The following is a 21,519-nucleotide window of genomic DNA, read 5'->3' on the forward strand; positions in this document are numbered from 1 at the left end:
GCCCCGGCTAGCTCGCAGACTCGTTCCCTGCCGCGTCCTCGGCAGCCGCCTCGGCCTGCTCGACGGTGGACTCCGACACCGCCGGACCCGTCTCGGTCTCGGCCGTCGGGACCACCTGCGGGTCGAGGTCCACGTCGACCCACGTCGGGCGGTGGTCGCTCGCCGCCACCAGGTCATCGACCGACAGCGCGACCTCGCGATGCGGCAGCACGGTCAGGTCGGGCGAGGCGAAGATGACGTCGAGCACCTTGCGCGGGGCCTTGGCCGGATAGGTCGGGATGGACGCCGAGATGAGGCGCAACGGCGAGGCGAACAGCCGCCAGGCCTTGCCGGTCTCCCCCTCGTTGAGGTCGCCGGCCAGCAGCACCGGTCCGCCCCCCGACACCCGCTTGAGGATCTGCACAGCGTGCCGCTCACGTTCGTCGGCATCGAGGCTGAGGTGCACCGAGGCCACCACGAGCGGCTGGTGGCCGGCGGGTCCGACGCGCAGCACGGCATACCCGCGGGTGCGTTGGAGGGCAGCCACCCGCAGCCGGTAGTGGCGCGACTCGGGCACCTGCACGCGCAACGAGGTGAAGACCGTCGTGCCGCCGCTGCCCCGGTGCCGGCCGGACCAGAACATCCCGCACTCCTGCGCGAAGTCGGACACCCGCCACGTGGAGAACAGCCGGCGCGGCACCTCCTGGAGGCACAGCACGTCGGGGTCGATGGCGCGGATGACGCGCGCCGCCGCGTGGCGGTCGAGGGTGAAGTCCTTGAGGTTGTAGGACGCCACCCGCATGGTGCTCATGCGCCCTCGGCGCCCGCGCGTCCCAGTGCGTCCCGTCGGGCCAGGTCCGCGGCCCCGATCAGCCCGGCCTCGTTGCCCAGCGCGGCCGCGACGATCCGCGCCTCGGGTCGGTAGCCGCGACCCGTGAGGTGGCGCCGGAACGTGGTGCGCGCCGGCTCGAGCAAGAGATCCCCTGCCGCGCTCACACCGCCACCGATGACGAAGACGCCCGGGTCGAAGGCGGCGGCCAGGTTGGCGATGCCGACCCCGAGCCACTGCCCGATCTCGCCGAGCAGCTCGGTGGCCGTCGGGTCGCCGTCGCGCGCGGCCTCGGTGATCATCGGTCCGGTCAGCGCCGACGGGTCGCCGTCGGCGAGGGCCAGCAGGTCGGTGGCCATCGGGCTGTTCGCCGTCATCATCGAGCGCGCCTCGCGCACGAGCGCGTTCCCCGACGCGTACTGCTCCCAGCAGCCCTTGTTGCCGCACTCGCAGCGCTGACCACCCGGCACCACCTGCATGTGGCCGAACTCCCCCGCGATCCCGTAGCGGCCGCGGATGATCTGCCCGTCCATGATGATCGCGCCACCGATACCGGTGCCGAGGTTGACCATGACGACGTGCGAGTCCCCTTGTGCCGCACCGAATCTCCACTCCGCCCATGCAGCCGCGTTGGCGTCGTTGTCGACCGAGATCGGCACCGGGACGCGGCGCTGCAGGTTGGCTTCGAGGGGTTCGTCGCGCCAGGACAGGTGGGGGGCGAAGACGACGGTGGCCCGGTCTGCGGCCACGAACCCCGCTGCCCCGATACCGACCGCGACCACGTCGTCACCGGCGATGTCGATGAGCTCGGCGACCACGTCCACGATGGTGTCCTCGACCACGGCCGGTCGCGTGGAGCGGTGCGGGGTGTCGCGTCTGGCCCTGGCGACGACGGTGCCATCGGCGTCGACGACTCCCCCAGCCACTTTGGTGCCGCCGATGTCGATGCCGACGGCCAGCCCGGAGCTCATGAGCCGACGCCTTCGGCGGCGAGTGCTGCCGCGCCGATCAGGCCCGCGTCGTTGCCGAGCCGGGCCGGCACCATGTCGGCGACCGGTCGGTGGCCGCGCCCCGTGAGATTGCGTGCGTATGCCGCGTGGGCGGGTCCGATGAGCAGGTCACCGGCCGCGACGACGCCGCCACCGATGACGATGAGCTCGGGGTCGAGGATGGCGGAGACAGATGCGGCACCCTCGCCCACCCAGCGGCCGAGGTCGGCGAGCAGCTCGACCGACGCCGAGTCGCCGGCCTGGGCGGCAGCGGTGATGTCGTCGCCCTTGAGGGCCGCAGGGTCGCCACCGCAGGCCTCGGCGAGGGCGGCGGCGCTGAGCGCACCTGACGCGACCAGCTCGCGCGCCTCGCGGACGAGCGCGTTGCCGGAGGCGTAGACCTCCCAGCAACCGCGGTTCCCGCAGCCGCAACGGATCCCGTCCGGGACGACCCTCATGTGGCCGAGCTCGCCGCCGACGCCGTAGGCCCCGCGCAGCAGCCGCGAGTCGACCACGACACCGCCACCGATCCCGGTGCCCACCGTGATGAGCACCATGTCGTCGGCCTCGGTGGCAGCTCCGTACCGGAACTCACCCCACGCCGCGGCGTTGGCGTCGTTCTCGATGGTGACGGGCTGGTCGACGAGGGCCTCGAGCCGCATCTTGAGCGGTTCGTCGCGCCACGCGAGGTTGGGGGCGAACAGCACCGTGGAGCCGGTGCGATCGATGAACCCCGCGCAGGCCACCCCGACGCCGCGCACGTCGCTGCGATCGGCGGCGAGCTCGGTGACGAGGTCCGCGACGTCGTGGGCGATCTGGTCCGGGTCCTGGGCCGGCGTGTCCCGACGGGCGCGCGCCAGGATCTCGCCGGTCGCGGACACGACGCCCGCGGCGATCTTCGTGCCGCCGATGTCAACACCGATGGTCACACTCATGAGGTGGCGCTCCCCGCTGTGCCGGGGTGCTCGTCCTCGTCGTCCACGACGATGTCCTGCACCCGGGTCCGGGAGGCTTGGTGCGACGACTTCTTGGTCGGCGGATCGCCCGCATCGGCGCGACGCTGGCCGGCCATGTCGCGCAGGGTGGCCGCGAGCGCACCGGCGAGGTCAGCCAGCCGGTCCACCGTCTCGGGTCGCACCGAGCGCAGCAGCCCGATGCCCTGGCAGACCGGGCACAGCTGACAGGTGACGGCCTGCCCCACGCCGTTCTCCGCACCACAGGACTCGCACCGGGACGCGTGACCGTCCGCGTGCGGGGCCGAGGCGTTCTCGGTCGAGCCGTTCCCGCCCGAGCCGGCCGCCTCTGGAGCACCCTCGTCGGGCGACGCCGGGCTGGGAGTCGTCCTCGCGGCATACCCGGCCTGGGTGCTGCTCGCCCACCCGCCGAGGGCGTCGAGCAGCCGGGCGGCCTCCTCGGCCACCGTGCCCACGGCAGGGCGTTCGTCGTCAGCCACGCGGCCAGACCTCCTCGTCGGGGACGAAGCGCACCCGCAGCAGACCATCGCGCACGGAGGCACCTTCGACCACGCATCGTTGCAGAGCGGCCGGAAGGGTGAGCACCCGGCGGTGCTCCCCCACCGTGACGACCAGCTCGTCGTCACGGCGTTGCAGGCCGAGGTCGGCCGCGTGCGCGAGGGGCAGCGGCAGAGTCATCACGAAACCCTCGTCGGTCTGCTCGACGGTCAGTCCCCGGTGGGTGACCGGCGACAGGACGTCGGCGCCACCCTCCTGCGCCGCGGCGAGGTCGGCCAGCGCGTCGGCCCCGATCGGCTCGGACGGCAGATAGGGGGTCACGACGACGGGCAGCCCAGCGAAGGACTCCCGGACCTCGACCAGACCCTCCTGCTGCGCGGCGTTCCACGAGGCGCGCCAGGCGTCGGGGGTGTGCGGACCGGCCTCGGCCGCGGCGTCCGGGAAGACCCGGTTGACGACCACGGCGTCGACGACGAACCCGTAGAGCGACAACGACGTCCAGGTGCGCCGGGACTCGGCGATGACCACCCGCTCCGGGGTGAGGACCAGGCGCACCGAGGTCTGGTCGCCGGTGAGGATGCGGTGCACGTCGCGCATCTGGCGCTGCCACCCAGTCACTGCCTCGACCACCGCCACGTCGGGAAGCGGCACGCCGGCAGCCGCGGCGGCGGCCGGGCGCAACGTCCGGATCAGCCCGCGCTGGGCCGGGAGCAGCCGCTCGAGGTGCCAGGCGAGGGCTTCGGGCAGGGCCAGCAACCGGAGCGTCTCGGCGGTGGGCGCGCAGTCGACGACGACGAGATCCCACGGACCGGACTCGACCTGCGAACGCAGCTCGAGCAGCGCCGCGATCTCCTCGGCACCTGGCAGCCGGGTCAGCTCCTCGGCCACCACCGGGTCGATGCCGACCGTGTCCAGCACCGAGAGCAGGTAGTCCTGCACCACCCGCCAGGACTCGCCCAGCAGGTGCGGTGGGCTGATCTGGAGGGCGGACAGGCCTGGTTCGACCTCCACCGGGGCGCCACTGCTCGCCCCGCCGAGGCCCACGCCCAGCGCGTCACCGAGCGAGTGCGCCGCATCGGTCGACATGACCAGCGTCTTGACGCCGGCCCGAGCGGCGTGGACGGCCGTGGCCGCGGCCGTGGTGGTCTTGCCGACACCACCCTTGCCGGTGAAGAGGATGACTCGCATGGCTATCGGCGCCCTGGGGCGACGACCTGCCTCAACCCTCCACCCGCTTCTTCAGCGACTTCAGCGCGGTGTCGATGATGACCTTCTCGGCCTTTCGCTTGAGCATGCCGAGCATCGGGATCTTGACGTCGACCGCGAGCCGGTAGGTCACCGTCGTGGCGTCCTTGCCCTTGGCCGCCAAGGTGTACGAGCCGTTCATGGCCTTGAGGACGGTCGCCTCCACCAGGCTCCACGAGACGACACCGGTGCCGTTCTTGGCCACGTCCCACTCGTAGTCGAGGGTGTAGGTGTCCTTGATCGCTCCGGCGTCGAGGGTGAACTGGACCTGGTCGGCCCAGCCGTCGCCCTCCTCGGTGAGGATGGTGACGTTCTTGACCTCGGTCGCCCACTGCGGATAGCTCTCGAAGTCGGCGATGACGTCCAGGACCTCACCCGGCTTGGCGTCGATGTCGATGCTGGATTCGGTGCGGTCGGCCATGCGCCGAAGGCTACAACGCCCAGCCTTTCCCCGACGACCGCGACTAGCCGTTCGCCGCCGTACCGCCTTCGAGCCGGTCCTTCAGCTCGTGCACCGCCCGCTTCCACCGCAAGGTATGCCGCGTGGCCACGTCCCGCGGGGCCCGTGGCCCGCGCGTGCCACGCACGTAGTGGTGCACGACCACCCCGTCCCGGTACGGCTCGAGCCAGACCTCCATCTCACCGACGACCTGACCGGTCACGCTCCATCGCACCCCTTTCACGCCGCGGTCCCTGAGGACCGCACGGGTCAGGTGCGGCCAGATCTGCGCCGTCCACCTCTCGTCGTCGAGGCTGTCGCGGACGACCTCGGGGGCAGCCCGGATGAACGTCTCGTCGACGATGTCGATCCTGGGGTCCCGCACCGGAACAGTGTTCCGCACGTCACGCCGGGATGTAGACGGGCACTCCCCCAGCACCCCTACCCACCGGTAGTCTGTGCGTCACTGAGGCACTGCTGTCACTGAGGCACAGATGCCGTCGTCAAAGGAGACTCTGTGCAGGAACACGTCGCACCCCCACTCGTGCCGCCCACGACCGAGGGGAGCCTTGCCGATCTCCCGGGCCGTAACGCAGTCTCGAACCCCTCGCGCGTGGCGTTCTCCCGCAAGGAGGGGAGCCGCTGGATCGACGTGACCGCAGCCGAGTTCGACCAGGACGTCCAGGGCGTCGCCAAGGGCCTGGTCGCCGCAGGGATCGCCCCCGGCGACCGCGTGGCCATCATGTGCAAGACCCGCTACGAGTGGACCCTCACGGACTTCGCGATCTGGACCGCCGGTGCGGTCACGGTCCCGATCTACGAGACCTCGTCCGCCGAGCAGGTCAGCTGGATCCTCACCGACTCGGGCGCCAAGGGCATCATGCTCGAGACCCCGGCCCACGCGGCCACCCTCGCCGAGATCCGCGACCAGGTGCCCGACCTGGCGCACGCGTGGCAGGTCGACGACGGCGCCATCGCCGAGCTCAAGACCGCAGGCGAGACCGTGAGCGACAGCGACCTCGAGGCCGCCAAGGGCGCGCTCAACCGGGCGAGCATCGCGACCATCATCTACACCTCCGGCACCACGGGTCGCCCCAAGGGCGTGCAGCTCACGCACGACAACTTCCTGGCGCTGTCCGAGAACGCCATCACCAAGCTCAAGTCCGTGGTCAAGGCCGAGGGCGCCTCGACCCTGCTGTTCCTGCCGCTGGCGCACGTCTTCGCGCGGTTCATCCAGGTCCTGTGCGTGACGGGCGAGGCCAAGATGGGCCACAGCGCCGACATCAAGAACCTGCTGGCCGACTTCGCGGAGTTCAAGCCGACCTTCATCCTGTCCGTCCCGCGCGTCTTCGAGAAGATCTACAACTCGGCCGAGGCCAAGGCGACCGCCGAGGGCAAGGGCAAGATCTTCGCCACCGCCGCCGACACCGCCATCGCGTGGTCGAGCGCCCAGGACACCGGTGGGGCCGGCCTCGGGCTCAAGGTGCGCCACACCGTCTTCGACAAGCTCGTCTACTCCAAGCTGCGCGATGCCATGGGCGGCCAGGTCATGTATGCCGTGTCCGGCGGCGCCCCGCTCGGCACTCGCCTCGGCCACTTCTTCCGCGGCATCGGCGTCACCGTCCTCGAGGGCTACGGCCTCACCGAGACCACGGCCCCCGCCACCGTCAACGTCCCGGACCGGGTCAAGATCGGCACCGTCGGCGCCCCCCTGCCCGGCGTGGGCATCCGGATCGCCGACGACGGCGAGATCCTCATCCAGGGCAACAACGTCTTCGCGTCCTACAACAACAACGCCGAGGCCACCGCGGGTGCGGTGCTCGACGGGTGGTTCCACACCGGCGACATCGGCGAGCTCGACGAGGACGGCTACCTCAAGATCACCGGCCGCAAGAAGGAGCTGCTCGTCACCGCCGGCGGCAAGAACGTCGCACCGGCCGGCCTCGAGGACCGGCTCAGGGCGCACCCGCTCATCTCCCAGTGCATCGTCGTCGGCGACCAGAAGCCGTTCATTGGCGCCCTGCTGACCCTGGACGAGGAGATGTACCCCGGCTGGGCCAAGAACAACGGCCTGGCGGGAGTCACCTTCGAGCAGGCCCGCACCAACGAGACGGTGCTGGCCGAGCTCCAGAAGGCCGTCGACGACGCCAACAAGTCGGTGTCCAAAGCCGAGTCGATCCGCAAGTTCGCGGTGCTGCCGGGCGACTTCACCGAGGAGAACGGCTACCTCACGCCGAGCCTGAAGCTCAAGCGCAACATCGTCATGAAGGACTTCCACGACGAGGTGGAGTCCCTCTACGCCGGCGGCGGCAAGGAGTAGTCGGCCGCCCCGTAGGGTCTAGCCATGCGTAGCCACCGCCTCGGACCGTCCACCCGGTCCGGGGCGGTGTCCGCTTTCCTGTTCGCCCTGGGGTGGCTGCTGTTCTTCACCGCGCTGCAGTGGAGCGTGGTGCGCTACCGCATCCCCATCGTGGCCACCCTGACGGCGGCCACCGCGGCCCTGGCGCTGTGGCAGTGGCTCGGGTGGCGGGTCCGGCTGACCCGCCCGGCGGTGGCGGTCATGCTGGCCGGTTCGGCGCTCGCCACCCTCGCAGTCCCCCTGTTCAGCTACCTCGCACCGACCGGAATCGCGCTGGCCACCACCCTGCTCGTCGTCGCACCGCTGGTGGCCGCAGTCCTGTTGTGCACCAACGGTCCTCGAGCCGCGTGGGCTGCCGGGATCGTCGCCGTCACCGGGTATGCCGCGTGCGCGGCCATCGCCGTCGTCTCCTCACCGCGGCCACGCATCGACGTCTGGGTCACCCTGCAACAGGCAGCCGACGGCCTTGCCCGCGGGGAGAACTTCTACGCCATGAACTGGACCGGCTCCCCCGGCATCCAGGACGCCTTCACCTACCTGCCCTGGACCGCCGTCCTGCTCGCGCCGGGACGCTGGCTGTTCGGCGACGTCCGCTGGGCGCTGGCGTTCTGGACCCTCGTGGCGGTGGCCGGGGTCTGGCTGCTCGCGCGCAGCCCTGCACGACGGCATACCGGGTCGGGTGCCCAGCCCGGCTGGGGCTGGACGGCAGCGGCGGTGACGGCGCTGCTGGTCTTCGCACCCGGGACCCTCACCCAGCTCGACCAGGCTTGGACTGAACCCCTGCTGCTCGCCGGCATCATCGGCTGGGCCGTCCTGGTGCAGCGCGACCGGGCCTGGTGGGCCGTCATCCCACTGGCCCTGGCGTGCGCCAGCAAGCAGCACCTCGCGCTGTTGCTCCCGGTCCTGCTGCTGTGGCGCCCATTCGGGTGGAAGCGGAGCATCGCGACGGGCGCGCTGACTGGCATCCTCATCGCACCGTGGTTCCTCGCGAGCCCGCCTGACTTCGTCCACGACACGATCAGCCTGCTGGTGGGCTTCCACCCGATCAAGTTCGCCAACACGCTCTACCTGTTGGCCCTCAACACCTTTGGCGTGACGCTGCCCCTCGCCGTGACAGGGATCGCCGTGCTCGGCACGCTCGCCGCCGTCTGCTGGACGGTGTGGCGCCGCCAGCCTCCGCTGGCCGACGTGCTGCGCTGGCTCGCGCTGGTGCTGCTCGTGGCCAACCTTGTCAACAAGCAGGCCTTCTACAACCAGTTCTGGCTGGTCGGCGCGCTGGTCGTCGTCTCTTTGGGCGTGGCGGAGCTGACGCGGAACACGCCGGACACGGGGAGCGCGTCGGACGCGGGGAGCGCGCCCGCCGACACGGACGGGCGCGCTCCTGCGCGACTGGGCGGACCCAGCTGAGACCGGGCTGTCAGCCGACCTTGGAGAACGTGCCCGAGGCAGCAAACCCGTTGCGCCACAGTGTGTCCACCTCAGAGGCCTCCACCGAGTCCGGGTAGGGGTTGGTGCACGACGGGCCGGGGCCGCCACCGGACATCAGCTTGGAGCACGGCTGGGTGTAGCGGTCCGGCAGGCCGAGCGCGTGCCCCGTCTCGTGGGTGACGATGCGCAGCGGTGCATAGACATTCGCCTGGTCGTAGTCCAGGAAGACGTAGCCGCTGCCGTGCCCGTCGCCGTAGTAGTACGAGCCGCTGGGGTCGGTCCCCTCGTAGTAGCTCAGGCTGGCGTTCGACGAGTTTCCCTCGACCAGCCGCACGTTCGTCACACGGGAGTTCCAGATGGCCGCCCCCTGGTCGATCAGCGAGTCGAAGGACGGCGCCTGCGAGTCGTCGTAGTACACCGTCACGGCAGCCGCGAGCGGCTTGCGCTGACCGCTGGCCTGCTCCTTGGCGGCCTGCGCGATGGCGGTGTCGAGGTTCTTCTGGAGCCGGGCGTTCTGCGCCTTCTCGCGCTGGTTCGGCAGGTAGCTGCTGCCCCGCGCCTGGCCTGGTTGCTCGCTCTGCTGCGTCCACGAGTGCTCCGTCGGTGCGGCGTCGGTGCTCGCCGGCGCTGCGGCGAGGGTGGTGGCGGCGAGCGCCGCGGTGCTGGCGGCGATGAGGGTCAGTCGGGCTTTCGACATGTCCTGCTCCCTTGGAGATGGTCGGTGTCAGGTCGGGTGCCGCGACGGGTGCCGCGGCACTGCCTTCCTTCCTAACCGCGGTGAGGTCGGGCGTTCGCAGGGTCCGGGTCAGGTCTTGGCCAAGTCCCGACAGGTCGGTGTATGCCGCGTGTGCAGCACGTCTGGAACGTCTGGACCCGACAGGTCGGCGCGCGTCCAGCGGTCGACAGAGTCGCCGGTCAGCGCGCGGCCAGGGACCTCAGGTAGGACAGCCACTCCTTGGTGAAGGCGGCCGGTGAGGTGCGCAGGACCGTCCTGAAGGCGGCGGCGACGTTCGCGTCGGGGTCGCTGGTCGCGCTCGATGACGGGTCGGTGGTGGTGGCCGCCGCGAGGTAGAAGCGGATCAGGGCCGCCGAGCCGTAGCGGTCGACGATGCGGTTGACCGCCAGCCAGGCGGCGTTGTAGCTCGGTGCGATGGTGGTGTGCGCCGGGTCGAAGTCACCGGCAGTCGGCAGGGTCTTGGGGCCCTTGCCGGCACGGACGCGGTCTAGCAGGGCGGCGGCGACCTGGGTGCGTGTCGCGCCGATGTCCCGGTAGCCGACGTAGTCGGCCATGCCCTCGGACAGCCACAGGGGCACGGGCCGGTTGGTCGTGGCGCGGATGGCGACGTGGGTCGTCTCGTGGGTCACGACGACCTGCTTGCCACGGGTCTGGAGGTTCGCGAAGGCACCGGGGTTGACCACCACCCGGTCGGCACCGGCACGGCCCTGGAGGTCGAACGGACCGTCCGTGACGGCTGCGACCTGTCCGACACCGTCCTTGTCCGCACCGACCTGCTCGGCCATCTGGGTGGCTGTCCCCGGGACGACGAGGACCAGCCGCTTGTTCCAGGGCGCGGTCCAGACCGCATCGACCCGCTTGACGGCGAGGTTGCCCAGCGTCAGGTACGGACGTAGCCGGCTCGCCGGACCGGAACCGACGACCAACGTCGTCGCGCTGCGCACCACGGTGAACTTCGGCAGGTCCCACAGCTGCACCTGCGTGCCACCGTCAGTGTCGTCGATGAGCCGCCACTCGTCCCCACGCCTGACCACGGTGAAGTAGGACTCGAAGTCCCGCGTCGCGGTGTCGAAACCCGCGAGGCTGTAGCGGCCGGCCACCCGCGAGACCCAGGCGTCCGGCCCGAGCTGGGCCACCCGTTCGACGCTCAGGGCCGGTGCCGGCTCAGGGGTGCCGTAGCTGAAGGTGCCCAGCGGGAGCTGGGCGAGGGCGTCGTACTGGGCGAGCTGACGCAGCCCGAACCCCGAGGAAGGGTCGTCGAGGGTGGCCGAGAACGCCCTCCGGTCATGGTCGCGGACCGCGGCGGCCCGCTGGGCGAGCAACGTCGCGAGCGCGTCCTCGCGGACGGTCGAGGGCTGCGGCGCGTTCTGCTGTGAGGAGGGCGACCAGGTCGTCGAGGACCCGTCCGGCCCGGGCGCCTTGCTCGGCGAGCAGCCGACCAGTCCGAGGCCGAGGACCAGCACGCCGACCAGCACCGCTCCCGCCACCCCGCGGTCCGGGCGACCGCCGCGGGACGTGGTGGGCCGGCTCATCCAGCCATCGTAGGAGCCGCTCAGCCGACGGCGCGGATGTGGGCGGCCCACGGCTCGCGCCGGGCGCTGGCCGAGGTGGCTTCGTGGGCAGTGACCAGCCCGGCCTCGGCGAACCGCGTGACGGCCGCCCGCTCGGCGGCATCGAGGGGCAGCTGCGCCCCCTGGGGCACCAGCAGGGCCGTGACCATGCAGTCGGCGCAGTGCAGGTCGCGCACCGGGCAGCTCTGGCAATCGATGATCATCGCGACCACCTCGCTCTCTGTCGGGACACTTCTGTGGAGAAGTACGGTTGATGGTTTCTCACCTGACGACGACGCTAGGTGAGGGCACTGACAACGCCGGCAACGCGGCATACCGAGCACTGGTCTGCGCCCCGGCCCGAGCCCTGACGGCCGGACACGGAACTGACCCGAGGCAAGGGCGCGCCTGCCGCCGGCTGTCACACCACCGGCCTACCGTCGGGTCCATGCAGATGGCCGGCGACCAGATGGTGCAAGGCACCTTCGACGACTTGGGCACGGCGCTGGCCGATGTCACGTTCGTCGTCGTCGACCTCGAGACCACCGGTGGCAGCCCGGCTGACTCCGCCATCACCGAGATCGGCGCGGTCAAGGTGCGCGGCGGTGAGGTGCTGGGCGAGTTCCAGACGCTGGTCAACCCGCACCTGCCGATCCCGCCGTTCATCCAGTCGCTCACCGGCATCACCACGTCGATGGTGGCCGACGCGCCACGCATCGAGTCCGCGCTGCCGGCGTTCCTCGAGTTCGCCCAGGGCGCGGTGCTGGTCGCCCACAACGCCGGGTTCGACGTCGGGTTCCTCAAGATGGCGGCGCGCGACCAGGGCATCGAGTGGCCCCGGCACGCGGTCCTCGACACCGTCCACCTCGCGCGCCAGCTGGTCAGCCGGGACGAGGCACGCAACCACAAGCTCTCGACGCTGGCCGCCCTGTTCGGCGCGACCACGACGCCCGACCACCGCGCGCTGCACGACGCCCAGGCGACGGTCGACGTGCTGCACGCCCTCATCGGCCGGGTGGGCAGCCTCGGGGTGCACACCTTCGAGGAGCTCGCGAGCTACACGTCGCGGGTCAGCCCCGCCCAGCGACGCAAGCGCTGGCTGGCCGACGGCCTCCCCAGCGAGCCGGGGGTCTACCTGTTCAAGGACTCCGACGGCCGGGTCCTCTACGTCGGCACCTCGGTCAACATCCGCACCCGGGTGCGCAGCTACTTCACCGCGTCCGAGCAGCGCACCCGGATGGCCGAGATGGTGCGGCTGGCCGAGTCGGTCACCCCGATCGTCTGCGCCACCACGCTCGAGGCCGAGGTCCGCGAGCTGCGCCTCATCGCCGAGCACAAGCCGCGCTACAACCGCCGTTCCAAGTTCCCCGAGCGGGCCACCTGGGTCAAGCTGACCGTCGAGGCGTTCCCGAGGCTGTCGATCGTGCGTGAGGTGCGCGGCGACGGCGCCCGCTACATCGGTCCGTTCGGCAGCCGTGGGTCCGCCGAGGCGGCCGTCGCCGCGGTCCACGAGGTCATCCCGCTGCGTCAGTGCGTGCAGCGGCTGAGCCCCACCCGCCCGGTCGGTTCGTGCGTGCTCGCCGACATGGGTCGCTGCGGCGCTCCCTGCACCGGCGCCCAGAGCGTGCAGGAGTATGCCGCCGTGGTGCAGGACGCCGTCCACGCGCTGGCCGGTGACTCCCGCAGCGTGGTCACCGCGCTGCGCACCCGGATGGGGTCGCTCGCCGACCAGGAGCGGTTCGAGGACGCCGGCACGCTGCGCGACCGCATGCTGGCGCTGGTACGCGGCATGGCCCGCGCGCAGCGGATCGCACCCCTGGCCGCCAGCCCCGAGATCATCGCCGCCCGGCCCGCCGTGCCAGGTGGGTGGGAGGTCGTCGTCGTCCGGCACGGACGCCTCGCTGCGAGCACCATCTCGCCGCGAGGTGCCGATCCGATGCCCTACGTCGACGCCGTGCGCACCAGCGCCGAGGTCGTGCTCCCGGCCCACTGGCCGGCCCCTGCGGCCACACCGGAGGAGACCGAGAAGATCCTGCGCTGGCTGGAGTCCCCCGGCGTCCGCATCGTCGACCTCGACGGCGAGTGGACCTGCCCCGTCGGTGGCGCCGGCGGTGCCCGCGCCGAGCTCGAACCCCAGGCGGTCGCCCGGCACGCGGTGGCCGGCTTCGTCGCCGCGTCCTGACCAGGCGGCTCAGTCAGGCAAGCTGCCGGGTCTCGGCCGGTGCCAGGGCCACGGCGAGGTCCACCGCCAGGAGCAGCAGCACCACTCCGGCCGCGAACCGCTCGGCGCCCAGCCCGGCGAGTCGGTAGTGCTCGGGGCTCACACAGAGCACATGTCCCCGGGACACAAGCGGATACGGACAGCCTGGCCTGGCGTCCGCAGGCGTCCCACCCGGCGCAAGCCTGAGACCCGACCATGCCGCGAGCAGCCCTGCCACGGCAATGAGGGCCAGGGCCGCTCCTCCGGGCGAGGCGAACGCACGCGCCAGCCGTCCGACGCTGACCCGGCTACGGGCGCGGCTGGTCAGCCGCAACCTGCCGGCCACACCCACCTGACCGGCGAGCAGCAGCAGGACAGCCGGCACGACCAGTACCGGACTGGCGGGCAGGGCTTCGGGCTGCGTGCAGGTCCACGCGACGACCGCGGCCGAGCCCAGCACACCCACCCCGAGGGCAAGGGGCAGGACGCGCAGCCCCTGCTGCGGCACCACGGTCCCCGTCTGGCCCACCCGGACATGATGATCCAGGACTGCCCGAGATGTGCCGCGTTCGGCAACAGATCCCCCCACGCGGCGTGCGGCAGCGCCGATACAGTGACCCTGTGATCTCCGCCATCGTGCTCATCAACGCCGAAGTCGACCGCATCCCCGAGGTGGCCCAGGCCATCGCCGAGCTCGAAGGTGTCACCGAGGTCTACTCGGTCGCCGGTGACGCCGACCTGATCGCGATGATCCGGGTCAAGGAGCACGAGCAGCTCAACGACGTCATCGCCGACCGGCTCAACAAGGTGCAGGGCGTCATCGGCACCAACACGCACATCGCGTTCCGCACCTACTCCAAGCACGACCTCGAGGCGGCCTTCAGCCTCGGCCTCGACGGGGGCTGACCAGCCGCACCTGCAGCGACAGCTGCAGGACCTGACACCTCCCCGCGGGCCTGCCTCGGCCGCCCGGCCGATCTGAGTAGCAACGCGCATTCGCGACACCCCTGCTGACCGGCACACTCGGACCACCGAGCGCTGCCGCGCCTGCACCCCCCCGGAGGACCGATGTCGCCGATCCCCTGCCCCGCCTGTAGCCGCTTCCTGCCCGAGTCACCGACCTCGTGCCCCGGCTGCCACCTGCCGCTCACCGGCCCCGACGCCGCCCGCCTCTGGCAGGTCGACCAGAGCCTGGCGGCCCTGCAGGTCGAGCGCACCTCGCTCATCGCCGCGCTGCGCAACCAGGCCACCTCGGCCGCGGGCGCCGTCGCTGCGTCCACCGAGGCCTCCCCGACCCTCCCGGCGCAGGTCCCTGGCCTGTCGACCATGGCCGCCCCTGCGCCGCGCCGCAGCTGGACCACCCAGCAGACCCTGCTCGCCGTCGGTGTCCTGCTGGTCCTCGTCGCCGCCTCGATCGCGCTGGCCATCGCCTGGTTCCTCATCGGCCGGACCGGCCAGCTGGTGGTGATGGGTGGTTTCACCGCCGCGGCCGTCGTCGCCGCCCTCCAGCTCTCGAAGCGAGAGCTGCCCAGCAGCGCCGAAGCCCTGGCCGTCGTCTCGGGTGGCCTCCTGCTCCTGGACGTCAGTGCCGCCCGGCGGTTCGGGCTAGCTGACCTCGACTCCCTCGACGGCCGCACGTATGCCGCGATCACCGGCCTGCTCGTCGCCGCCCTCCTCGCGGCCCTGCACCGCCGGGACCGGCGGATCGCCGGCTTCGCGCTCCTGTCGCTGACGGCCGCCTCGGTCGGCTGGGCGGGGATCGTGGCCTTCGCCGACACCGCCGCCGGCGTCGCCGGCCTGTCCCTTGCCGGTGCCGTGCTCTTCGGCCTGGCCCACCTGGTCATCCCCGCCTCGTTCGGGTTGACCCGGCGCGCCGCGACCGGGCCAGCGGCAGGCTGGATTGCCGTGACGTTCGCCAGCGCTGTGGTCGGTGCCCTGGCGGCCTCGACCGACGCGCTGGGTGCCACGACCGGTTCCCGACTCGGCGACCTGACGGTCGACGGCATGGCGTGCGTCGCCATCCTGGTCACCCTGGCCACCGCCGGTGCCCTCACGACCCGGCGGGTCGTGGCGCTGCGGACGGTCCGGATCGGCAGCCGCGCCGCGGTGCGGGCCGACTGGAGCGGCCGCCCGGTCTCCGGGGACTGGCGGGCCCTGGGCGTCATCGCCCTCGTCGCCTCCTTGGCGGCACCGACAGCGGTACTCACCCTGGCCCTGCAGCTCGGCGCGTTCTGGACCGCCGTCCTGGCCGTCCTCACCGCCATCCTCGCGACCGTACTGGCCGTCTCACGCGTCCGGACGACATCGGTGGGCACTGCCTGGTGTGAGGCCCAGACGGGAGTCGCACTCGCCGTCCTCGTCCTCGTCAGCGTGGCCCAGGACTCACGACCGGCGACGATCACCGCCCTCACCGCGACGGCACTCGCAGCCACGACGGCTGCGGTGAACCGTCCGACCTGGCGGGTGCCCGCCACCGCGGTGGCCTCGGCCGCCTTGGTGACCGCGGTGACGCTCGGCGGAGGCCTGCTGTCCCCGAACGTCGAGGTGCTGGCCGCCGCCGCCACCGGGGCCGCCTTCGTCGCCGTCGCACTGATCCGGCGCTCGCTGCCCGAGGAAGCTCCCCTCGTGGTCGTCGGCTACCTCAGCCTCGCGGGAGCCCTGCTCCGTGCGCTGGAGGGTGGTCGACCCGACGGCGTCGTCATCGCCGTCCTGGCGGCCATCGCCGTAGCTGCAGCCGCCACTGCCGTCCTGCGGCCCGTCCTGCGCGCCGGTGCTGCGGGCGTCGCCGCCCTGGCGGCAGCCTGGGCGCTGTGGCTGACTGGCGGCCTGGTCGGCGTCCAGACCCAGTGGGCCCTGCTGGTCGCCGCGGCGCTGGCCCTGGCTGCCCTCGCCCGGTGGCGGCGCACCGAACCCGAGGAGATCGTCCTCGGCGTCCTCGCCTGCCTCGTCGGCCTCACCACCGTCCTCGTCGCAGTCGACCGCTCCTGGCCACACGCCGCTGCCGGCGCCGCCGCGGCCTACGGGCTCATCGCCGTCGGGTATGCCGCCCTCCCGCGCCGTCGCGCGGTGGTCGCCCTCGCGGTGGTGGCGCTCACGTCGGCCACCTGGCTCGAGCTCGCCCACGCCGACGTGACGACGCTCGAGGCCTGGACCCTTCCGCTGGCCGGCCTGCTCCTCGCCGCAGGGCTGTGGTCGCACCGCGAGCTGGGTGACCACACCTGGCTGACCACGGGCCCCGGCCTCGCGGTGGCGCTGCTCCCCTCGGCGCTGTTCACGACCGTCGACGACGGCCTGCTGCGCCCCCTGGTCACCGTTGTCGCGGCCGTGCTGGTCCTCGTCGCCGGGGCGCAGCGTCGCTGGCAGGCGCTCGTCGTGCTCGGCGCGGTCGCCACCATCGTCATCGCGCTCACCCAGCTCGGGCCCTATGCGGTCCAGCTGCCGCGCTACCTCACCCTCGGCACACTCGGCGTCGCGCTGCTGGCCGTCGGGGCCAGGTACGAAGAGCGCCGGGCCGACGCCCGCCAGGCGGTGAGCTGGCTGGCCTCCATGTCCTAGCGCGTCCCCGGCCGACGTCTCATCCCGGCGGCGGAGGCTGTCAGGGCAGGGGCGGGCGTACCTTCGCGGACATGGATGATCTGACCCTCCTCTTCCAGCGGGCGGCCGAACTCGCCGCGCAGCACCGGTCAGGACTGGCCGAGGCACCCGTGCGTGCAGCCGTCGACGCGGCCACCCTGCGCCAGCGCGTGGACACCGCCATCCGGGACGCCCCCACACCGGCGGGTGCGGTGCTCGAGGAGCTCGTCTCGGCTTTCACGCCCGGGCTGGTCGCGACGCCGGGGCCGCGGTTCTTCGGCTTCGTCATCGGCGGCGCCCTGCCTGCCGCCAGTGCTGCCGACGTCGTGGCGGTCGGCTGGGACCAGTGCGCCTTCAACGCGGTCCTGTCCCCCGCAGCCGCAGTCGCCGAGGAGGTGGCCGGCGGCTGGCTGAAGGAGCTGGTGGGCCTGCCCGCCGACGCGTCGGTCGGCTTCGTGACCGGCGCCCAGGGCGCCAACACGGTCAGCCTGGCCACGGCGCGGCACCACGTCCTCGCGGCGGCCGGGTGGGACGTCGAACGGGACGGTTTGCCCGGCGCTCCCGTCGTGCGCGTGGTTGCCAGCGTCGAGCGACACGCGACCATCGACCGCGCCCTGCGACTGCTCGGGTTCGGCACGTCCGCCGTCGAGGAGGTGGCGGCGGACCGCAACGGCGCGATCGACGTCGCCGACCTCGAGGCGGTCCTGGGTCGGGGTGAGCCGGGGCCGACGATCGTCTGCCTGCAGGCGGGCAACGTCAACACCGGGGCGTGCGACGACCTCCGCGCGGGCACGGCGCTGGCCCGGCGTCACGACGCGTGGGTGCACGTGGACGGCGCCTTCGGTCTCTGGGCGGGCGCCTCCCCCAGCAAGGCCCACCTCGTCGATGGCGTCGCCCTCGCCGACTCGTGGTCGTGCGACGGCCACAAGTGGCTCAATGTGCCCTACGACTGCGGTTTCGCGATCTGCGCGCACCCCCAAGTGCACGCCGGATCGCTGTCCTACACCGCGTCCTACCTCACCGGTCAAGGTGGCCCGACGCCTGCCCTCGGTGACCTTGTCCCTGAATCCTCAAGGAGGGCAAGGGGTTTCACTGTCTGGGCTGCCCTGCGCGAGCTCGGCCGAGAGGGCGTCGCCGATCTCGTCGACCGGTGCTGCACCCTGGCGCAGCGGTTCGCCGACGGGCTCGGGGCCGGCAGCGTCGAGGTCGTCAACGACGTCGTCCTCAACCAAGTGCTCGTCAGCTTCGGCAGCGACGCGAGGACCGACCGGATCATCGACGGCGTGCAGCGCGACGGCACCTGCTGGCTCGGTGGCACGACCTGGCGTGGACGGCGGTTGATGCGGGTGTCGGTGTCGAACTGGTCCACCACGGAGGCCGATGTGGACCGCTCGGTCGCGGCGATCCTGCGGGTGGCCGCGGCAGATGCGGAGCAGACGCCGGCAGACTGACCGCCGGGTGGCGGCGGACCTAGGCGGAGTCGGTGCGCTGCGTCGCTGCGGCCCAGCGCTCCAGCTGTGCCGCCGCAGCGCCGGTGTCCAGCGCAGCCTCGGCGCGGTCCATGCCGACCCGCACCGCCGCGGCGAAGGCCTCGTCGGAGAGGTCGTGCTCGATCCGGTCGCCCGCCGCGCGCTCGGTGGCTCCGAGGTCCGGCCCGGCCAGCGCCAGGGCCATTCCGGCGTTGAGCACGACCGCGTCACGGACCGCGCCGCGGTGGCCGTCGAACAGGTCTCGCGCGACCTGGGCGTTGTGCGTGGCGTCAGCGCCACGAAGGGCTTCGATGGGCTGCCGCTGGAGGCCGACGTGGAGGGGGTCGAAGGTGCGCTCGGTGACCTCGCCACCCCGCACCCACCAGATCGACGAGGTGGTGCTGAGGGTGAGCTCGTCGAGCCCGTCGTCGCCCCGGAAGACCACCGCGTCCTTGCCACGGCCGGCGAACACCCCGGCCATGAGCGGTGCCATGCGGGGGTCGGCAACTCCGACCACGGCATACGTGGGCTGTGCCGGGTTGGTGAGCGGACCGAGGACGTTGAAGGCGGTGCCGACCCCGAGCCCGCTACGGGCCACGGCCGCGTGCCGCATCGCGGGGTGGAACGCCTGGGCGAAGCAGAAGGTGATGCCGGCCTCCGAGGCCACCTCCGCCACCCGTTGGGGGGTCAGCGTGAGGTTGACGCCGAGGGCCTCGAGCACGTCCGCCGAACCAGAGGCCGACGACGCGGCGCGGTTGCCGTGCTTGACCACGCGGATCCCGCTGGCCGCGATGACGATCGAGGCCATCGTCGAGATGTTGACCGTGTTGGACCGGTCGGCGCCGGTGCCCACGATGTCCAGGCTCGGGCCGGGGACCTCGATCCGGTTGGCGTGCGCCAGCATGACGTCGGCGAGGCCGCGCAGCTCCTCGACGCCCTCGCCCTTGGCCCGCAGCGCGACGAGGAAACCGGCCACCTGCACCGGTGACGCCTCGCCACGCATGATCTGGTCCATCGCCCAGGCGGCCTGGTCGGTGGACAGGTGGTTGCGCGCGATCAGCAGGGTGAGCAGGTCCGGCCAGGTGTAGGCGGCGGGGTCCGGTGCAGCCACCGGATCAGGAGACGCTGGGGCGTCCGCCACGACCCAGCTCGGCCACGGCGGAGGCCAGGGCGATCGGGTCGAGGGGGTGCGGGACCGCCTGGTCGGCCAGCGACCACGTCGCGAGCCAGCCGTCCTGAGGTCGCCCGGTGAGGACCAGGATGGGCGGGCAGTCGAAGATCTCGCTCTTGAGCTGGCGACACAGGCCCAGGCCACCCATCGGCGCCGCCTCACCGTCGAGGATGAGGACGTCGAAGGCGGCGTTCTCCACGGCCTCGATGACGGCGGCCGCGGTCGCGCACTCACGCCACGACACGACCTCCACGTCACGGGCCGGACGACGTCCCACGGTGACCCTGACGGCGTCCCTCGTGGTCTTGTCATCGCTGTACAGCAGCACCGAGATCTGGCGGCCCGAGGACCCCGACGAGGTCGGTGCGTCGGCGGCGGTCGCGTGCGAAGCGGTCATGTCGCAGATGCTACCGGTGCGGTGATCTGCGGCGTCCATCCACCCATCGGGGGGTCGACGGTGTGCCGCGTCGTGAATATGGCTAATCTGGCGGACGTGGCGACCGCATCCCCTGTGACTTCTGAACCCGCCCGTTCGGCCGGCAGCATCCCCGGCCACGGGCCGGTGTCCCGACCCAACATGGTGTCGGTGGGCACCATCGTGTGGCTGGCCAGCGAGCTGATGTTCTTCGCGGGCCTGTTCGCGATGTACTTCACGATCCGCTCGGTCGAGCCGGAGCTGTGGAAGCAGTCGACGGGCGTCCTCAACGTGCCGTTCGCCTCGGCCAACACCCTCATCCTCGTGATCTCCTCGGTGTGGTGCCAGCTCGGCGTCCACGCGGCCGAGCACGGCAAGGCGCACCGCGGTGACGCAAGCCTCCTGTCGGTCCCCAGCTGGGGCATGCGCGAGTGGTACGTCCTGACCTACATCTTCGGCGCGATCTTCGTATCGGGGCAGGTGCTGGAGTACTCCGAGCTGGTCCACGAGGGCATCACCCTCTCCTCGACGGCCTACGGCTCGGTCTTCTACCTCACGACCGGGTTCCACGCCATGCACGTCACCGGTGGCCTGCTGGCCTTCCTGCTGATCATCGGCCGCACGTTCACGACCCGGCACTACAGCCACGCGCAGGCTGCCGGCGCCGTGGTGACCTCCTACTACTGGCACTTCGTCGACGTGGTGTGGATCGCGCTGTTCGCGACGATCTACCTGCTGAAGTGACCAGCACGATGTCCTCCCAGCCCGCCCTGCCCGCCTCCATCGACAGGACCGCACTGTGAACGCCTTGGCCGCCCGCCGCCGTCACCCGGCCGCGATCGCCCTGCTCCTGCTCCTCGGCCTGATCCTCACCGGGGTCGCCTACTCGGCCCTGGCGCCCAAGCAGGCCGACGCCGCGAGCACCGCCGCCAGCTCCGTCGAGGACGGCAAGAAGCTCTTCCTCGCCAACTGCGCGACCTGCCACGGCCTGCAGGCCCAGGGCACCAAGGCGGCCCCGAGCCTTGCTGGGGTCGGCGCCGCAGCCGTGGACTTCCAGATGGGCACCGGCCGGATGCCGATGGCTGCCCCGAACATCCAGGCTCCCCGGGCCGACGAGGTCCGGTTCACCCAGGAGCAGATCTCCTCGGTCGCCGCCTACATCGCGTCGCTGGCCCCCGGACCCGCCGTCCCCGAAGCCGAGTACACCACCGGCCAGGGTGGCGACGTCGCCCTCGGTGCCGAGCTGTTCCGCGTCAACTGCGCCATGTGCCACAACTTCGCCGGCTCCGGCGGCGCCCTGACCCGCGGCAAGTACGCCCCGAGCCTGCGGGACGTCGAGGGCAAGCACATCTACGAGGCCATGGTCAGCGGCCCGCAGTCGATGCCCGTCTTCAGCGACGACAACATCTCCCCCGACGCGAAGAACGACATCGTCGCGTACCTGCACGAGGTGGACAAGCAGGAGAACGTCGGCGGGATGGCCCTGGGCAACCTCGGCCCGGTGTCCGAAGGCCTGTTCGTCTGGATCTTCGGCCTCGGCATCATGGTCGGCTTCGCCGTCTGGCTCGGCAAGAAGGCCGCCTGATGTCCGTGATGTCTCGGTCACACCCGTTGGCCGAAGCCACCACCTGGGGCGACACTGGAACTGACCACCGCGACTCGACA

General features: G+C 71.8%; 21 protein-coding genes. 8 read left to right on the top strand and 13 right to left on the bottom strand.

Annotated features, from left to right (window positions below):
* Positions 1–7 precede the first annotated feature (7 nt).
* From EAH86_RS07965 to EAH86_RS07995, 7 genes are read right to left on the bottom strand one after another with little or no spacing between them, the layout of a single operon-like run.
* Positions 8–790 (bottom strand): endonuclease/exonuclease/phosphatase family protein, encoded by a 783-nt coding sequence (locus EAH86_RS07965; RefSeq protein ID WP_140738628.1) that lies wholly within the window; start codon positions 788–790, stop codon positions 8–10.
* Entirely contained in the window at positions 787–1,779 is a 993-nt protein-coding gene (locus EAH86_RS07970) for an ROK family glucokinase (protein WP_140738631.1), read from the bottom strand. The genes EAH86_RS07965 and EAH86_RS07970 overlap by 4 nt, the downstream gene beginning before the upstream one ends.
* Complete coding sequence (locus EAH86_RS07975; RefSeq protein ID WP_140738634.1) at positions 1,776–2,732, bottom strand: ROK family glucokinase; 957 nt, start codon at positions 2,730–2,732, stop codon at positions 1,776–1,778. The genes EAH86_RS07970 and EAH86_RS07975 overlap by 4 nt, the downstream gene beginning before the upstream one ends.
* On the bottom strand, positions 2,729–3,250 hold the full coding sequence (locus EAH86_RS07980; RefSeq protein WP_140738637.1) for a hypothetical protein: 522 nt from the start codon (positions 3,248–3,250) through the stop codon (positions 2,729–2,731). Before EAH86_RS07980 ends, EAH86_RS07975 begins: the two co-directional genes overlap by 4 nt.
* The gene (locus EAH86_RS07985) at positions 3,243–4,457 is read right to left on the bottom strand and encodes an ArsA family ATPase (RefSeq protein WP_140738640.1); all 1,215 of its coding nucleotides are present in this window, start codon (positions 4,455–4,457) and stop codon (positions 3,243–3,245) included. Before EAH86_RS07985 ends, EAH86_RS07980 begins: the two co-directional genes overlap by 8 nt.
* A 31-nt stretch (positions 4,458–4,488) precedes the next feature.
* A complete protein-coding gene (locus tag EAH86_RS07990; protein ID WP_140738643.1) occupies positions 4,489–4,935 on the bottom strand; it encodes an SRPBCC family protein in 447 nt (148 codons plus the stop codon).
* Positions 4,936–4,978: 43 nt separating this feature from the next.
* The gene (locus EAH86_RS07995) at positions 4,979–5,338 is read right to left on the bottom strand and encodes a polyketide cyclase / dehydrase and lipid transport (RefSeq protein WP_140738646.1); all 360 of its coding nucleotides are present in this window, start codon (positions 5,336–5,338) and stop codon (positions 4,979–4,981) included.
* 132 nt (positions 5,339–5,470) lie between these two features.
* Between EAH86_RS07995 and EAH86_RS08000 the strand changes: the two genes are divergently transcribed.
* Both EAH86_RS08000 and EAH86_RS08005 read left to right on the top strand, forming a co-directional pair.
* Positions 5,471–7,273, top strand: a complete 1,803-nt coding sequence (locus EAH86_RS08000; protein WP_140738649.1) for an AMP-dependent synthetase/ligase — start codon at positions 5,471–5,473, stop codon at positions 7,271–7,273.
* A gap of 24 nt (positions 7,274–7,297) precedes the next feature.
* Positions 7,298–8,719, top strand: coding sequence for a glycosyltransferase 87 family protein (locus EAH86_RS08005; protein WP_140738652.1), 1,422 nt, complete (start codon positions 7,298–7,300; stop codon positions 8,717–8,719).
* A gap of 10 nt (positions 8,720–8,729) precedes the next feature.
* Here EAH86_RS08005 and EAH86_RS08010 read toward each other — a convergent pair whose 3' ends face one another.
* The 3 genes from EAH86_RS08010 to EAH86_RS20430 all read right to left on the bottom strand — a co-directional run bounded on the left by EAH86_RS08010 (position 8,730) and on the right by EAH86_RS20430 (position 11,250).
* Positions 8,730–9,437 carry a snapalysin family zinc-dependent metalloprotease gene (locus EAH86_RS08010; protein ID WP_140738655.1) on the bottom strand — a complete coding sequence of 236 codons (708 nt, stop codon included), beginning with the start codon at positions 9,435–9,437 and terminating at the stop codon, positions 8,730–8,732.
* A 218-nt stretch (positions 9,438–9,655) separates the two neighbouring features.
* Positions 9,656–11,008, bottom strand: coding sequence for a hypothetical protein (locus EAH86_RS08015; RefSeq protein ID WP_140738658.1), 1,353 nt, complete (start codon positions 11,006–11,008; stop codon positions 9,656–9,658).
* Positions 11,009–11,028: 20 nt separating this feature from the next.
* Entirely contained in the window at positions 11,029–11,250 is a 222-nt protein-coding gene (locus EAH86_RS20430; protein ID WP_140738661.1) for a hypothetical protein, read from the bottom strand.
* Positions 11,251–11,474: 224 nt separating this feature from the next.
* Here EAH86_RS20430 and EAH86_RS08025 point away from each other — a divergent pair, with 224 nt between their 5' ends.
* Complete coding sequence (locus EAH86_RS08025; protein WP_241668264.1) at positions 11,475–13,208, top strand: DEDD exonuclease domain-containing protein; 1,734 nt, start codon at positions 11,475–11,477, stop codon at positions 13,206–13,208.
* 13 nt (positions 13,209–13,221) lie between these two features.
* Here the strand turns inward: EAH86_RS08025 and EAH86_RS08030 are convergent, their stop codons facing one another.
* Positions 13,222–13,755 (bottom strand): hypothetical protein, encoded by a 534-nt coding sequence (locus EAH86_RS08030; protein WP_140738664.1) that lies wholly within the window; start codon positions 13,753–13,755, stop codon positions 13,222–13,224.
* Positions 13,756–13,847: 92 nt separating this feature from the next.
* Between EAH86_RS08030 and EAH86_RS08035 the strand changes: the two genes are divergently transcribed.
* From EAH86_RS08035 to EAH86_RS08045, 3 genes are all read left to right on the top strand, one after another.
* Positions 13,848–14,132, top strand: coding sequence for an Lrp/AsnC family transcriptional regulator (locus EAH86_RS08035; protein WP_140738667.1), 285 nt, complete (start codon positions 13,848–13,850; stop codon positions 14,130–14,132).
* A gap of 162 nt (positions 14,133–14,294) precedes the next feature.
* Positions 14,295–16,781, top strand: a complete 2,487-nt coding sequence (locus EAH86_RS08040) for an SCO7613 C-terminal domain-containing membrane protein (protein ID WP_140738670.1) — start codon at positions 14,295–14,297, stop codon at positions 16,779–16,781.
* Between the two features lie 71 nt (positions 16,782–16,852).
* On the top strand, positions 16,853–18,250 hold the full coding sequence (locus EAH86_RS08045) for a pyridoxal phosphate-dependent decarboxylase family protein (protein ID WP_140738673.1): 1,398 nt from the start codon (positions 16,853–16,855) through the stop codon (positions 18,248–18,250).
* Positions 18,251–18,269: 19 nt separating this feature from the next.
* Here EAH86_RS08045 and trpD read toward each other — a convergent pair whose 3' ends face one another.
* Positions 18,270–19,379 (bottom strand): anthranilate phosphoribosyltransferase, encoded by a 1,110-nt coding sequence (gene trpD / locus EAH86_RS08050; protein ID WP_241668265.1) that lies wholly within the window; start codon positions 19,377–19,379, stop codon positions 18,270–18,272.
* A 4-nt stretch (positions 19,380–19,383) separates the two neighbouring features.
* The gene (locus EAH86_RS20785; RefSeq protein ID WP_241668266.1) at positions 19,384–19,836 is read right to left on the bottom strand and encodes a hypothetical protein; all 453 of its coding nucleotides are present in this window, start codon (positions 19,834–19,836) and stop codon (positions 19,384–19,386) included.
* A 78-nt stretch (positions 19,837–19,914) separates the two neighbouring features.
* On the opposite strand from EAH86_RS20785, the gene EAH86_RS08055 reads away from it, so the two are divergent.
* Positions 19,915–20,598: a cytochrome c oxidase subunit 3 gene (locus EAH86_RS08055; RefSeq protein WP_425325219.1), complete on the top strand. Its 684-nt coding sequence runs from the start codon at positions 19,915–19,917 to the stop codon at positions 20,596–20,598.
* A gap of 55 nt (positions 20,599–20,653) precedes the next feature.
* A complete protein-coding gene (locus tag EAH86_RS08060) occupies positions 20,654–21,439 on the top strand; it encodes a c-type cytochrome (RefSeq protein ID WP_140738679.1) in 786 nt (261 codons plus the stop codon).
* Positions 21,440–21,519 lie beyond the last annotated feature (80 nt).

Source organism: Pedococcus bigeumensis (assembly GCF_006438965.1).
In the GTDB taxonomy this organism is placed as follows: Bacteria; Actinomycetota; Actinomycetes; order Actinomycetales; family Dermatophilaceae; genus Pedococcus; species Pedococcus bigeumensis_A.